Origin of the sequence: Clostridium sp. E02 (assembly GCF_003833015.1) — a bacterium.
Classification (GTDB): domain Bacteria; phylum Bacillota; class Clostridia; order Lachnospirales; family Lachnospiraceae; genus Lacrimispora.
Genome location: NZ_RJLQ01000005.1, coordinates 144,539 through 158,904 on the forward strand (window position 1 = coordinate 144,539; position 14,366 = coordinate 158,904).

Genomic DNA, 14,366 nt, shown 5'->3' on the forward strand with positions numbered 1-14,366 from the left:
TTAATACTCCTGTTTTCTATTTTGTTATGAACCTTCCACGTCTGTAAAGGTAATGCCGCCTTCCAGTACCCTAGTATGCTTGTAGCCGTAGTAATTTAGCCGGTTTTGAAGCAGATAGGCACGCTTTCCCCTGTTGCACACAAGGAGAATGTGATCTTCCTTATCAAGACCATCCACCAATCCGTCAACTTCCGTTAATTCCACGTGCATGGCTCCTGGAATAGAAGGTACCTGTCCGGCATCCACAAGTTTATAACCTTCTGCCATTCCCTTTGCATATTCCACAGGATTCATGGTTTTCAGACTGCCGTTTATTTTATTAAAGAGAATATTTATAGTATGTACGAACGGATGGATCGCAGTGGAGAACGGAGGTGCATAAGCAAGATCCATATCAGCAAGATCATTTAAATCTGCCTTGCACATGATTGCAGTGACTGCCATATCCACAATCTTATCAACGGCACCGCTGCCGGCTGCCTGAACTCCCAGAAGGCGGAGTGTTTTCTTATCTGCAATCATCTTAATTATAAAATAGGAAGCACCTGGCATATAATGAGCCTTATCGTCCACCACTGTGATCACACTGACCGCATCAAACCCTTCCTCTATGGCCTGTTCTTCTGTCAGTCCGGTTCTGCTGGCATTCAGTCCTGGAAGTTTACAAACCGCCGTCCCCAGAACCCCACGGTAGGAACGTTCTCTTCCTGCTATATTCTGTGCAATGAGGCGTCCGTTAATATTGGCCGTTGAACCCATGGGGGACCAGGCCGGTTTGCCTGTGATGGCATTTCTCACCATCGCACAATCTCCGGCACCATAGATGTCCTTATCATTGGTTCTTCCCTGAGTATCGGTGACAATCGTTCCACGAACCATCTCGATACCGGTTCCCTCTAAAAATTCTGTATTGGGTTTAATTCCAGCGCAGAAAACAACCATACCAGCTTTATATGCACGTCGGTCGGTTATCACCTTTTCAACGTTACCTTCCCCCTCCAGAGCGGTTACCTTCACCCCTGTCACAACAGGAATGCCTGCATCAGCAATCTTTCGTTCCAGGTAATCGGAAACCTCCGGATCAAAACCGGGAAGAATCTGAGGCGCCATATCCACAACAAAAGGCTTGATTCCTTCCGCTGCCAGATTCTCTGCAAGCTCCAGACCGATATAGCCTGCTCCAACTACTACTGCTTTTTTAATTCCTCCATTTATGGCAAGTTCCTTAATCTTAATGGCATCTTCAGGTGTCCTCAAGGTAAACACATTCTTAAGATCCTTTCCCTCAACAGGCGGAATCACGGGACTTGCTCCGGTTGCAATTACAAGCTTATCATACGGATAAACCTTCTCCTCGCCAGTCCCCAAATCTACCGCAGTTACTGTTTTTTCTTCACGGTCTACCTTTGTCGCTTCTGTGCGGATTAAAACCTTTGCACCTGTAAGCTTCTCAAACTTTTGAGGAGTATTTACGATCAGCTGCTCCTTATGTGGAATCACATCTCCTACAAAATACGGGAGTCCACAACCTGCATAAGATATGTTTTCCCCTTTGTTTAAAATGATAACTTCATTCTCTCGGTCTTCCCGCATCAGCTTTGCCGCCGTTTTTGTGCCTGCAGCAACACCACCAAGTACAATCACCCTCATCTTTTTCTCCTTATCATTTCTTTTCGTATACTTGATTATTTATTATCAATATCATAACACTTGTTTTCCGGACCGTAAAATAGTATTATTTAAATCATGCTATTGATTTTTTCTATACTAGATGAAAGGGGATCGTAAATGGCAACCTTAAAACAGCTAAGAACTTATATCGCAGTGGCGGAAACATTGAAGATGAGTGAGGCAGCCAAGCGCCTCTATCTGTCGCAGCCTACGGTAAGTCAGAGCATTGCAGAACTGGAGAAAGAATATGAGACCACATTTTTCAAAAGATCTCCCAAACAGCTGGAATTGACTCCTATGGGAACACTTTTCTGGGACAGGGCTTTGAATGTGCTAAACAGCTATGAGACGCTTAATCAGTCCATGAAAAACTCTTCGGTCATCCGTCCACTCCGGGTTGGTGCCACATTATCCATCGGAGATACCTTGATCAGTGACATCATACAGACGCTGCAGGAATGTCATCCGGATATCTCCTGTTCCGTTTTTATAGAAAATACGAGAATACTGGAAAACCGCCTGATCCACAATGAAATTGATCTGGCACTTGTAGAAGGTGTGATCCTGAATGATAAGATACATACAGAACCAATTATGGAAGACGAACTGCAGCTTGTCTGCAGCAAGAGCCATCCCTTTTCAGGCAGGGATACAATCAATGCCGGTGATCTGTGCAACTGCGATTTTATTCTGCGAGAAGTAGGCAGCGGTACACGTTCCATTTTTGAAAATCTCATGCAGACCCATCATATTCCCTATACAGTAAAATGGGAATCATACAGTGGTTCTGCCATTCTTGACAGTGTTGCGCGCAACCTTGGAATCGGGGTAATCTCCACCCGCTACGTAAAGAATAATTCCATGTTAGACGTTCTAAAGACCCTCCCCATTAAGGACATGCCCATGAACCGGTACTTTTATCTTTGCTATAACCAGTGTCACGCTTTTAATTCACAAATGGCTGATTTCAAAGAAGCAGCATTTCATTTCACGTGACATTGTTACAGACATCGTGCCTCACTTCTTTTATACTGTATATGTAAAAACAATACACTTAAAGAAAGTAGGATTAATTATGAATACACAAACCCTTGTTGTTATAAAAGAAAACTGCCCCCAGAATCACCCCTGCCCCTCTGTCCCGATCTGTCCGGTAGGTGCTTTAAAGCAAAATGGGTTTGAGGCTCCCACCGTTGATCTGGATGCCTGCATTCGCTGCGGCAAATGTACCCATTTCTGCCCCATGAGAGCTTTAAAACTTGTCTGATTTTAAAGATCACTGATTCGTTTGTTTGGATGAGCCTTATATGTACGCAGTCCTGAAAAGGTTTCACGGGTGGATGATCTTTTTTATCTGTGGTATAATAAAGTAAAATTAAAAGAGACAGGGGGAAGTAATATGAAACAAACATCATTGGTTATTATGGCTGCCGGGATCGGAAGTAGGTTTGGTGGTGGAATCAAGCAATTAGAGCCCGTAGGACCAAATGGCGAAATTATTATGGACTATTCCATATTTGATGCATTGGAAGCGGGATTTAATAAGATTGTATTTATCATTCGCAAAGATTTGGAAAAGGATTTTAAAGAGATTATTGGAAATCGAATTGAAAAAATCGCACAGGTTGCGTATGCGTATCAGGAACTGGATTATCTTCCAGCTGGATTTGAGAAGCCAGCAGATAGAACGAAGCCATGGGGTACGGGACAGGCGGTTCTTTGTGCAAAAGATTTGTTACAAGATCCTTTTGTTGTGATCAATGCAGATGATTATTATGGGAAAGAAGGATTCCGGAAATTGCATGATTATCTGGTTCATGAGATGAATCCTTCCTCTGAGGTTTATGACATCTGTATGGGTGGATTTATTCTAGGTAATACCCTAAGTGATAACGGCGGTGTTACCCGTGGGGTATGTCAGGTCACAGAAGACGGATATCTAAAAAAAGTCACGGAGACTTATGAATTAAACAGACGGGACGAAGTTGCTGTGGGAAAAGATGAGAGCGGCAGCGAGGTGACCCTACCACTAAGACAAAATGTTTCCATGAATCTATGGGGGCTTACTCCTGCTTTCTTAGGAGAATTGGAACGTGGGTTTGTTGATTTTTTAAATGAGATGAAACCAGGAGATATAAAATCAGAATACTTGCTGCCAAAGATCATTGATCAGGGGATTCGGGACGGTAAGGCTAGAGCCCGGGTACTGGAAACAAAAGACCGTTGGTTTGGTGTGACTTACAAAGAAGATAAGCCAACCGTTGTTGCTGCGATTAAAAACTTAGTTTCTCAGGGCGTTTATCCAAACCATCTATTCTAATCCTTAAAAACCATCACTTTATCCTATCCTTCGCATATTATGGTGTTGTATAAGCAAATGTAGGGAGTGAGAACACCGGTGCCGATTAACCCAAGTAATACTTATGGTAAGAGCAATGAGGATTTAAAGCCGTATATGCTATATGGCGACAGAAGTGTTAAGGAGGAATCACCAGCATTTAAAGATCCCATTGCTGAGGATCTGGAGTTTTTGCAGGGGATGTACCCCACACATATGAAATGTTTGCAGGAATACGTGATTGCTGCATGTGACCATCTGGATTATAAAGACAGTCCCTTGTACGATGAATTTCCGGACCGTATTCTGATCAATCAGATCTGTGACTCAATCTGTGCGAAGGTTTTAGAAGATGGAGTTTTTGCGGAAGAGGGGATCTTTGAATCAGAGGATAGTACCCAAGAGGCCATGGGGAAGATGGAGTCCATGAACTGGGATACAGATGAGATAGAAGAAACACCATTGACAGCCAGTCAAAGATCTTCATGGGGACCATCGCCTGGACCACCATGGGGAAGACCCGGTCCAAGACCGCCAAAATGGGGACCAGGTAAAAGACCACCTCATTGTGGATACGGCCCAGGTCAGCCTCCGTGTGGACCCAGAAGAAGACCGGAACCAAGACCGCCTTACTGGGGGCCGCCACCCGGAAAGAACAACTGGGTCAATGATATTATATCCGTACTTCTTCTTAATGAAGTGCACCGTAGAAGATGCCGTTCTGGAAGATGCCGATAGCGAGAAGAGGAAAACAGCAGTCTTTTGTAGACCGCTGTTTTCTTTTTTCGACTAGAAATGATGTGATCTTGCAAGATTCACGAATGTTTCATAAAATTTTCATTGTGATTTTGGATAGGATTGGATACAATAAAGAAGATAAATGTAAAAATAGAGGACGCCTTATATGAATGGTTTAATTAAAAAAATCGGAATATTGTCTGCGGTATTTCTAATAGCAATCGCAGTTTATTTTATGTGGAATCAGAGGATAATGGAAAAAGATGATACGATGGTCTATACGTCTATGGATGATGCAGCGCTTCCAGTGGTATCAGTGGATATGTTTGGAAAAACCATGAATGTACTTCATGGTTATAAGCAGGATATGAAGCAGACCGTATCAAGAGAGGCAATCACGGTCTTGCCGTCAGACCGTGCCCTTCCCATTCAGATCTCAGAATATCAGGGAACGATAACTGGTATTCGCTATGAGATCCGTAGCTTAGACCTTGACCGGCTTGTGGAACGAACCGATATAAAAGACTGGACAAAAGGGGAAGATGGGATCCATGCAACTCTGCCAATCCAGAATTTATTGGCAAAAGACAGAAAATACTTATTGATCCTTACCTTAGATACACCAGACAACGGGAATCTTTTTTATTATACTCAAATCACTTGGACGGATCAGTCCAATGCTGGGGATATGATTGATTTTGCACTTGATTTTACCAAGAAGACGTTTGATTATGAACAGGCAAAACAATTGACAACGTATTTGGAAACCAGTACTACAGAGGATAACAGTTCCCTAGGACACGTGACCATACGATCCAGTTTTTCACAGCTTACATGGGCTGGTCTTCCGGTAGAACCAGTGGGTGAAATAAAAGCTACTTTAAAAGATCTTGACGGAATCATGTGCAATGTCAATCTGGAATATGAAATAAAGCGGGTGAGTGAAAATGGAACCGCTGAATTTTACGAAGTAGAAGATAATTACACCATGAAATGGAATTCCAGACGAATTTATCTCATGGATTTTGAACGGAATACCAATCAGATCTTTTCCGGGAACAAAAGTCTGTTTTCTGGAAAACGGATTCTGCTTGGAATCACTAATCCAGATGAGATCCAGACCGCAAAGAGTTCAGATAAGAATTGGGTGGCTTATGCTGTAAATCGCGATCTCTGGACCTTTGACCAGAAGAAAAAACATGGCATTAAAATTTTTTCTTTCCGAAGTGGAGAAGATAACGGACTTCGCAGCGGTTACAATCAGCACGATATCAAGATATTATCGGTAAAAGACAACGGAGATGTGGATTTTTTGGTTTATGGATACATGAACCGGGGGATTCATGAAGGATGCATGGGGATTGCTATGTATCAATATAGCATTGAAGACAATGCCATAAAGGAGCGCTTTTTCACACCAGTTACCCTATCATTTGAACAGTTAAAAGAGGAAGTTGGCCAGCTTTCTCACTTAGGCGAAAATGGAATGCTTTATTTAATGGCAAACCGGTCTGTTTACGGCATTGATTTAAACAGCAACGAATATATGGTTTTGGCTGATTCCCTATCAGAAGGAGGCTATGCGGTCAGTAGCACACAACGTCATTTTGCGTGGCAGGAAGGCAGTGACGTATACGGTGCCAGTGGAATTCATTTGATGGATCTTGATGATGGAAGAAAAAAAGAAATCACCGGAGAAGAGGAAAATCGTTACCGGCCCCTTGGCTTTGTAGGGGATGATTTTGTATACGGGATTGCAAAAGAGGGAGATATCTGGGTACAGAATGGAAGAGTCAAAGATGCCCCTATGGTTCAGATTCAGATTATGGATCAAAGCGGTAAAATTGTAAAAAAATACGAGCAGCCAGGCACCTATATTGCGGACGTTTCTGTGGAAGATAGCCGAATTCATCTGACACAGGTGGTAAGACCCTCCCCTCAGATCTATGCAGATTCCAAACAAGATACCATCGTGTGCAATCAGGAACTGCTTGATGAGGATCTACAGGGGATTGGCTGGTATGCATCGGAAGATAGAAGAAAGCTTTATTTTGTCCAGTTGAAACAGGAAATAGATAGCAAAAATGTGAAAATTTCCGTCCCGAAGAAAGTGGCATACGAAACCACAGAAGTTGTGGAATTAAAAGGAAATAAAAGGAGAAAAGACAATCGGTTTTATGCCTATGGTGGGGGACATTATCTGGGAAGCAGCCAGAAATTTACCGATGCGATGGAACTTGCATATGAGAAAATGGGAGTTGTAACCGATCACAATCAGCAAATTGTGTGGGATCGGGTCAACCGACCACCCGTGAAAACAATGAAAGAACCCTTAAAGACGGGAGCCGCTTTTGTACATGGGTTACAGGGCTTTAAAGAAAGCGGGGATACAAGAGAAGGCGTTCTTATGATAGATGCCAGGGACTCCACACTGAACCAGATCCTTTCTTTTATCGGACAGGGCTGTCCTGTGGCTGCTTACACTGGAGAAGGGAGTTATGTCCTGCTTTCTGGATATGACCAGTATAATGTAACTCTTTACGATCCTGAGACCAGGGAAGTCCGCAAAATGGGTCTAAATGACGCAACTGCTTATTTTACCGGACTGGGAAATGACTTTGTCTGTGGGGTAATCAGGGAATAAAAAAGTACGTTCTCTTTACAAATTCGTAAGATATGTTATAATCATTAAAGGTAAATGTAGGAATTTAATGATTTTGTAATAGATAACATAATAATTAGAGGTGCGAAATGGAACAATATATTATGAAGGGCGGAAATCCCCTGGTTGGTGAAGTAACCATTGGAGGAGCCAAAAATGCCGCTTTGGGAATTCTGGCAGCATCAATCATGACAGATGAGGATGTACGGATAGATAATCTCCCAGATGTGAGAGATATTAATGTACTGTTAGAAGCCATCGAAGAGATCGGTGCGAAGGTTGACCGTATTGACAGACATACGGTTTGTATCAATGGTGGATCCATCGGGGAAGTTTCCGTTGATGATGAATATATACGTAAGATTAGGGCCTCCTATTATTTTATAGGTGCCATGCTTGGAAAATACAAAAGCGCACAGGTACCGCTCCCTGGCGGATGTAATATCGGCAGCAGACCCATTGACCAGCATTTGAAAGGTTTTCGTGCACTGGGAGCAGATGTACGCATTGAACGTGGTGCTGTCATTGCTCATGCCATTGATTTGGTAGCCAGTCATATTTATCTTGATGTGGTTAGTGTGGGGGCAACCATTAACATTATGATGGCAGCGACCCTTGCAGAGGGACAAACCATTCTAGAGAACGTAGCGAAAGAGCCTCATGTAGTTGATGTGGCAAACTTTTTAAATAGCATGGGTGCGAGCATCAAAGGTGCGGGTACAGATACCATCCGGATCAAAGGGGTTAGTAAGCTCCATGGAACAGAATATTCCATCATCCCGGATCAGATTGAAGCAGGGACCTTTATGTGTGCTGCAGCCATTACCCGAGGTGATGTTATGGTAAAGAATGTCATACCAAAGCATTTGGAAGCCATTACTGCAAAGCTTCTTGAGATTGGCTGTGAAGTGGCAGAATTCGATGATGCAGTTCGGGTAGTCGGTAAGATGAACCAGAAGCACACGGATATAAAGACCCTTCCTTATCCTGGTTTTCCTACGGATATGCAGCCCCAGATGGCAGTTTGTCTGGTACTTGCAGGAGGAACCAGTGTAGTGACCGAGAGTATCTTTGAAAACCGTTTCCGCTATGTAGATGAGCTATCCCGTATGGGAGCTAATATGAAAGTAGAAGGTAACGTGGCTGTAATTGACGGTGTAACCGGTTTGAGCGGAGCCTCCGTGAGTGCCCCAGATCTTCGTGCTGGAGCGGCTTTGGTGATTGCAGGACTGGCATCAGACGGATATACCGTTGTGGATGAGATTGGTTATATTCAGAGAGGTTATGAATGCTTTGACGAGAAGTTAAAAGGTCTTGGAGCAGTCATAGAAAAAGTTGATTCTGAAAAGGAAGCACAGAAGTTTAAATTGAAGGTAGGATAGTGGCGGTTCAAACGCTTGACAACCTTTTGTATTTGAGGTAATATGTACTTGTAATTAACATATAATATTAATTGAATAACAAATGAAAAGTCGTAATATCCCTTATTCAGAGTGATGGAGATACAAAGGATCTGTGAAGTCACGGCAACCCCACCTACGTTTATGGCAACAGCCATTTTGGAGGTTGGAAGGTGCCAACCTGAGCGAGAAATCGAGCAATAAGAGGATTTGATACAGTTTGAATCAAGTCCGCATTGCTGCGGACTTTTCTTTTCGTTATTCCCCCATGTAAAAAAGGAGGAATTGACATGGAAAAATTATTATTTACTTCCGAATCGGTAACTGAAGGACATCCAGATAAAATGTGCGATCAGATCTCAGATGCCATTCTTGATGAACTGTTAAAGCAGGATCCCATGAGCCGTGTTGCCTGTGAGACTTGTTGTACGACAGGTCTTGTGATGGTTATGGGCGAGATTACCACTCAGGCTTATGTGGACATTCAGAAGGTGGTACGAGATACCATTCGTGAAATAGGCTATAACCGTTCTATGGGTTTTGACGCAGATGCTTGCGGTGTGATTGTAACGTTAGATGAGCAGTCTAAGGACATTGCCTTAGGAGTTGATCGTGCGTTGGAAGCAAAAGAAAATAAGATGTCTGATGCTGAAATTGATGCCATTGGAGCCGGAGATCAGGGTATGATGTTTGGGTATGCAAGCAATGAAACCGAAGAATATATGCCATATTCCATTGCTCTTGCTCACAAGCTGGCTCTTCAGCTGACCAAAGTCCGCAAAGATGGCACCTTGACCTATCTTCGCCCAGATGGGAAGACACAGGTAACCGTGGAATACGATGAAGATGGAAAACCTTTGCGTCTGGATGCAGTGGTTTTATCCACTCAGCATGATGAGAATGTAACCCAGGATCAGATTCATAAAGATATAAAACAATATGTGTTTGATGCAATTCTTCCCGCTGAATTAGTTGATATTAATACGAAATTTTTTGTGAACCCAACCGGTCGTTTTGTAATTGGCGGCCCTCAGGGGGATAGTGGATTAACTGGTCGTAAGATCATTGTAGATACGTACGGTGGATATGCTCGTCACGGTGGCGGTGCGTTCTCTGGAAAAGACTGCACCAAGGTTGACCGTTCTGCGGCATATGCGTCTCGTTATGTAGCGAAGAATATCGTAGCAGCAGGTCTTGCAGACAAGTGTGAGATCCAGTTATCTTATGCCATAGGTGTGGCACATCCGACCTCCATTATGGTAGATACCTTTGGGACTGGGAATTTAAACAATGAAAAGTTAGTAGAGATAATTCGAGAGAACTTTGATTTGCGTCCTGCTGGTATTATCAAGATGCTTAATCTGCGTCAGCCAATCTACAAACAGACAGCAGCTTACGGACATTTCGGCAGAAATGATTTAGATCTTCCCTGGGAGAAACTAGATAAAGTAGAAATTCTTAAAAAATATTTATAAGAAACTTCCAAAAGGCGGGGCAAGTACAACAAAATTGTACGGCTCCGCCTTTTAAATTTTAGAATTGTTTTATAAATTCTTTCTCCTATGTGTGTTATAATACCTTTACGCAATCAATTCTTTGGTTATGAAATTTTGCTATATGCAGAGGGAGACTAGAAACGTGAAATTTAAATTAAGAACCCGTCTGGTGATTGCATTTTTGATCATAACGATCGTTCCTCTTACCTTGATTTTCGGGGTAGTATCAGGACTGAGAAACTATCAGATGAAGGCATTTCGGAAAGCCTATAATCTAACAGACCGGATTGATCTCCTCTCTAGCAATTCCCTGCAGATTTTTAATCGTCTGATCCGGGAAGAGCAAAAGGATATCAGGAAGATGCTCCAGACGGAACCAGATCAGTTTAATGATTCCGAATATTTAAAGCAACTAAACCAGAAGCTTTCAACCAAATATGCATATATCATAGTCCGGAAAGGAGATCAGCTGCTGTTTGATGGAAACAGCCACATCACGGAAGGATTATATAAACAGCTCCCCCATTATGAGGAACTAGATAATTCCATGGAAGGGGCCATTTATTTAGATGGGGAGACACAACATCTGGTCAAACAAATGGATTTTTTATATTCCGATAACGCAGAGGGAAGCCTATTTATCATATCCAATGTAGATGGTTTGCTTCCGGAGATCAAGATCATGGTGGTAGAGATGCTTTTTGCCGTCATAATGATCATTATTTTCACCGACGCCATTCTTATGATGTGGGTTTACCGATCCGTGGTAAGTCCTTTGGGGCGATTGCAGGTGGCTGCGAAGAAGATTAGAGACGGGAACTTGGATTTTTCCCTTGAAGTGGAGAATGACGATGAAGTGGGTCAGCTCTGTCGTGATTTTGAAGAGATGAGGATACGTTTGAAAGAATCGGCAGAAGAAAAGGTTCAGTATGATAAAGAGAACAAAGAGCTGATCAGCAACATTTCCCATGATTTAAAGACCCCCATTACAGCCATCAAAGGATATGTAGAGGGAATCATGGATGGAGTGGCATCTTCGCCGGAGAAGCTTGACCGGTATATTCGTACCATCTATCACAAAGCCAACGATATGGACAAACTGATTGATGAGCTGACCTTTTATTCTAAGATAGACACCAATAAGATCCCTTATACGTTCACGAAAATCAGCGTATCCAATTACTTTAGAGACTGTATTGATGAGGTGGGGCTTGAGATGGAGGCCAGAAACATTGAACTGGGATACTTTAACTATGTGGATGAAGATGTGGTGGTCATCGCAGATGCGGAACAGATGAGAAGAGTCATTAATAATATTATCAGCAATTCGGTCAAATATATGGATAAGAAGAATGGAATCATTAACATTCGAATTAAGGATGTTGGAGATTTTATTCAGGTAGAGATTGAAGATAATGGGAGAGGAATTCAGGCGAAGGATATTGCCAATATTTTTGATCGGTTTTACCGAACCGATTCTTCCAGGAATTCTTCCCAGGGAGGAAGTGGAATTGGCCTTTCCATTGTAAAGAAGATTATAGAAGATCATGGTGGAAGGATTTGGGCAACCAGCAAAGAAGGAATTGGAACTGAGATACATTTTGTATTAAGAAAATACCAGGAGGTTATGCAGGAATGAGCAGAATACTGATCGTGGAAGATGAAGAAAGTATTGCAGAATTAGAGAAAGATTATCTGGAATTAAGCGGATTTGAAGTTGAGATAGAGAACGACGGAGAAAAGGGCCTGTTAAAAGGAATTCATGAGGACTTTGATCTGGTAATCTTAGATCTTATGCTTCCTGGAATCGATGGTTTTGAAATATGCAGAAAGATCCGGGAAGTAAAAAATACTCCTATTATCATGGTATCTGCAAAGAAAGAAGACATAGATAAGATCCGGGGATTAGGACTTGGTGCCGATGATTATATGACAAAGCCTTTTTCTCCCAGTGAGATGGTTGCCCGTGTGAAGGCGCATCTGGCACGGTACGAACGATTGATTGGGAGTGGGACACCGGATAATGAGATCATTGAAATCCGAGGTCTTAAGGTTGATAAGACAGCCAGACGGGTGTGGATCAATGGGGAAGAAAAGAACTTCACCACCAAAGAATTTGATCTTTTGACGTTTCTGGCACAGAATCCAAATCATGTTTATACCAAAGAAGAACTTTTTAATAAAATATGGGATATGGAATCCATCGGGGATATCGCCACGGTTACGGTTCATATCAAAAAGATCCGGGAAAAGATCGAATTCAACACGGCAAAACCACAGTACATTGAAACCATATGGGGTGTCGGTTATCGGTTTAAAGTATAAGGACGGGAACCAATGAAAGAGAAATTATATGAAATTCCTCTCAATGATGCCATGGATGCCAAAGAGGAGTGCCCATTCTGTTATCTGGAACGAAAGACAGAAGAAGAACTTATGGATTTTGTACTAGGCTCTTGTGCTTCTTATATGGAACGAGATACCAGAGAGAATACAGACCGGTCCGGATTTTGCCGAACCCACGAGAAAAAGATGTTTGAGTACGGCAATGCGCTGGGCAATGGCTGGATATTAAAGACTTATTATAAAAAACTGATTTTGGAAATGAAAGAAGAATTCAAAAATTATTCACCAGCAAAGAATTCCCTAAAAGATCGCCTTACAGGGAGAAAAAAGGAAGGAAATTCTGTCTGCCAGTGGATTGAGGAGAAGGAAAAGACCTGCTATATCTGTGATCGATTTACGGAAAATTATAACCGGTATGTAGAGGCGTTTTTTAATTTGTACAAAAAAGATACTAACTTTTCCAATAAAATAAAGCAGAGCAAGGGCTTTTGTCTCCATCATTTTAAGGATCTTTTAAAAGGAGCGGACCGATATTTAAGCAGCAAGGACCGGGAAACATTTTATCCCCTTGTCTTTTCGCTTATGGAACAGAATATGGAACGGATTTCGGGTGATATTGACTGGTTTATCGAAAAGTTTGATTATTTAAACCGGGATGCAGACTGGAAACAATCAAAAGATGCAGTTCCACGGGGGATGCAAAAAATACGCGGTGGATACCCTTCGGACCCTTCCTATAAATTAAGATAAAAGGGAATGATTCAAACGTTTAAATTGCCCGGGGGTGTAACCGGTGGTTTGACGGAAGGTCCGTATAAAGTTTGAGTAATCGTTAAAGCCGGACAGATGGCAGGCTTCTGCGACCGTATGACCCTCCGTAAGGAGTTCCTTAGCAAAGGCGACCCTTTTTACGACGATATATTGAAAGATAGTGCTTTGTGTCTCGGATTTGAATAAATGACTGATATAATATTTGTCCAGAGAAAGAGCATCAGCGATGGAACTTAGCGTCATTGATTCTGTTAAGTGAACATCAATGTAATTCATAATAGTCTGGGTACGGTGTGGCTTGGGTGTGAATTTTGAAAATCCAGTTTTCTGCCAGGCCCGGTTGATTAAAATAAGAATCTGAATTAAAGTAGTGACCGCTGTTAAGTCGTTTCCGTATAAACAGTGGTTTTTTTTGGTATCCTGTAGGATGTGTGCCATTGCAATCAATTGGTCACACTCTTGGCTTGAGAGCTGAACCAGATTGTTTTTTGCAGGATCCCGATTAAAACAATCCAAAAGATTGGTGGCAGTTGTTGAGTAAGGTTGAATGAAATAAGGTTCCACGTGAATGACCAGTCGGGTAAAGGCTTGGTTCTTTAGATTAATTGCCTTATGAATCTCTCGATTGGAAAAAAGAATTAAATTGCCAGGTTTCATATCATAACGGGAATTTTCTACATAGTACTGGATCTGCCCGTCTAAGAGCAAGTAGATCTCATGACTGTTATGCATATGAAAATCTACATTTCCAGCTACCTTACTTGTAGTAAAATCACATATATAGGGCTCTGTAATCTCATTGTAGTTGTAACTTCTGCTTTTTTTCATTACGCTCTCCTCAAATAAACAATTTGCGCATGTATTTAGTCAATATACGCAAACAAATTGCGTTAAAATTAGTATATAATAAACAGATCAAAGAAACAAGAGAAAGAACAGCAAAT

The 14,366-nt window shown here is 42.0% G+C and carries 12 protein-coding genes and 1 riboswitch; of the genes, 10 read left to right on the plus strand and 2 right to left on the minus strand.

What is annotated here, in order from left to right:
* Window positions 1-24: 24 nt before the first annotated feature.
* Entirely contained in the window at window positions 25-1,650 is a 1,626-nt protein-coding gene (locus EFT72_RS05220; protein WP_124065850.1) for an FAD-dependent oxidoreductase, read from the minus strand.
* 138 nt (window positions 1,651-1,788) lie between these two features.
* On the opposite strand from EFT72_RS05220, the gene EFT72_RS05225 reads away from it, so the two are divergent.
* The 10 genes from EFT72_RS05225 (at window position 1,789) to EFT72_RS05270 (ending at window position 13,401) form a co-directional block, all read left to right on the plus strand.
* A complete protein-coding gene (locus EFT72_RS05225) occupies window positions 1,789-2,667 on the plus strand; it encodes a LysR family transcriptional regulator (RefSeq protein ID WP_124065851.1) in 879 nt (292 codons plus the stop codon).
* A gap of 79 nt (window positions 2,668-2,746) precedes the next feature.
* Window positions 2,747-2,938: a 4Fe-4S binding protein gene (locus EFT72_RS05230; protein WP_124065852.1), complete on the plus strand. Its 192-nt coding sequence runs from the start codon at window positions 2,747-2,749 to the stop codon at window positions 2,936-2,938.
* A 132-nt stretch (window positions 2,939-3,070) separates the two neighbouring features.
* Window positions 3,071-3,991, plus strand: a complete 921-nt coding sequence (locus EFT72_RS05235; RefSeq protein WP_124065853.1) for a sugar phosphate nucleotidyltransferase — start codon at window positions 3,071-3,073, stop codon at window positions 3,989-3,991.
* A 78-nt stretch (window positions 3,992-4,069) separates the two neighbouring features.
* Window positions 4,070-4,747 carry a hypothetical protein gene (locus EFT72_RS05240; RefSeq protein WP_124065854.1) on the plus strand — a complete coding sequence of 226 codons (678 nt, stop codon included), beginning with the start codon at window positions 4,070-4,072 and terminating at the stop codon, window positions 4,745-4,747.
* 166 nt (window positions 4,748-4,913) lie between these two features.
* Window positions 4,914-7,391 carry a hypothetical protein gene (locus tag EFT72_RS05245; protein WP_124065855.1) on the plus strand — a complete coding sequence of 826 codons (2,478 nt, stop codon included), beginning with the start codon at window positions 4,914-4,916 and terminating at the stop codon, window positions 7,389-7,391.
* Window positions 7,392-7,498: 107 nt separating this feature from the next.
* The gene (locus EFT72_RS05250) at window positions 7,499-8,791 is read left to right on the plus strand and encodes a UDP-N-acetylglucosamine 1-carboxyvinyltransferase (protein WP_124065856.1); all 1,293 of its coding nucleotides are present in this window, start codon (window positions 7,499-7,501) and stop codon (window positions 8,789-8,791) included.
* Between the two features lie 99 nt (window positions 8,792-8,890).
* Window positions 8,891-9,016: riboswitch (SAM riboswitch) on the plus strand.
* Window positions 9,017-9,099: 83 nt separating this feature from the next.
* Window positions 9,100-10,284, plus strand: a complete 1,185-nt coding sequence (gene metK, locus EFT72_RS05255) for a methionine adenosyltransferase (protein WP_124065857.1) — start codon at window positions 9,100-9,102, stop codon at window positions 10,282-10,284.
* Between the two features lie 163 nt (window positions 10,285-10,447).
* Window positions 10,448-11,944, plus strand: coding sequence for a HAMP domain-containing sensor histidine kinase (locus EFT72_RS05260; RefSeq protein ID WP_124065858.1), 1,497 nt, complete (start codon window positions 10,448-10,450; stop codon window positions 11,942-11,944).
* Window positions 11,941-12,630, plus strand: a complete 690-nt coding sequence (locus EFT72_RS05265; protein WP_124065859.1) for a response regulator transcription factor — start codon at window positions 11,941-11,943, stop codon at window positions 12,628-12,630. The genes EFT72_RS05260 and EFT72_RS05265 overlap by 4 nt, the downstream gene beginning before the upstream one ends.
* A 12-nt stretch (window positions 12,631-12,642) precedes the next feature.
* Window positions 12,643-13,401 carry a DUF6062 family protein gene (locus EFT72_RS05270; RefSeq protein ID WP_124065860.1) on the plus strand — a complete coding sequence of 253 codons (759 nt, stop codon included), beginning with the start codon at window positions 12,643-12,645 and terminating at the stop codon, window positions 13,399-13,401.
* On the opposite strand, the gene EFT72_RS05275 is transcribed toward EFT72_RS05270, so the two are convergent.
* Window positions 13,393-14,250 (minus strand): AraC family transcriptional regulator, encoded by an 858-nt coding sequence (locus EFT72_RS05275; protein ID WP_124065861.1) that lies wholly within the window; start codon window positions 14,248-14,250, stop codon window positions 13,393-13,395. The genes EFT72_RS05270 and EFT72_RS05275 overlap by 9 nt on opposite strands.
* Window positions 14,251-14,366: the final 116 nt, after the last annotated feature.

Bases quoted from the DNA above. Each gene is read 5' to 3' on its own strand.
- EFT72_RS05230 (WP_124065852.1), top strand. From the start codon at position 2,747: ATGAATACACAAACCCTTGTTGTTATAAAAGAAAACTGCCCCCAGAAT.
- EFT72_RS05250 (WP_124065856.1), top strand. From the start codon at position 7,499: ATGGAACAATATATTATGAAGGGCGGAAATCCCCTGGTTGGTGAAGTA.
- EFT72_RS05220 (WP_124065850.1), bottom strand. From the start codon at position 1,650: ATGAGGGTGATTGTACTTGGTGGTGTTGCTGCAGGCACAAAAACGGCG.
- EFT72_RS05270 (WP_124065860.1), top strand. From the start codon at position 12,643: ATGAAAGAGAAATTATATGAAATTCCTCTCAATGATGCCATGGATGCC.
- EFT72_RS05245 (WP_124065855.1), top strand. From the start codon at position 4,914: ATGAATGGTTTAATTAAAAAAATCGGAATATTGTCTGCGGTATTTCTA.
- EFT72_RS05235 (WP_124065853.1), top strand. From the start codon at position 3,071: ATGAAACAAACATCATTGGTTATTATGGCTGCCGGGATCGGAAGTAGG.
- EFT72_RS05275 (WP_124065861.1), bottom strand. From the start codon at position 14,250: ATGAAAAAAAGCAGAAGTTACAACTACAATGAGATTACAGAGCCCTAT.
- metK (WP_124065857.1), top strand. From the start codon at position 9,100: ATGGAAAAATTATTATTTACTTCCGAATCGGTAACTGAAGGACATCCA.
- EFT72_RS05225 (WP_124065851.1), top strand. From the start codon at position 1,789: ATGGCAACCTTAAAACAGCTAAGAACTTATATCGCAGTGGCGGAAACA.
- EFT72_RS05265 (WP_124065859.1), top strand. From the start codon at position 11,941: ATGAGCAGAATACTGATCGTGGAAGATGAAGAAAGTATTGCAGAATTA.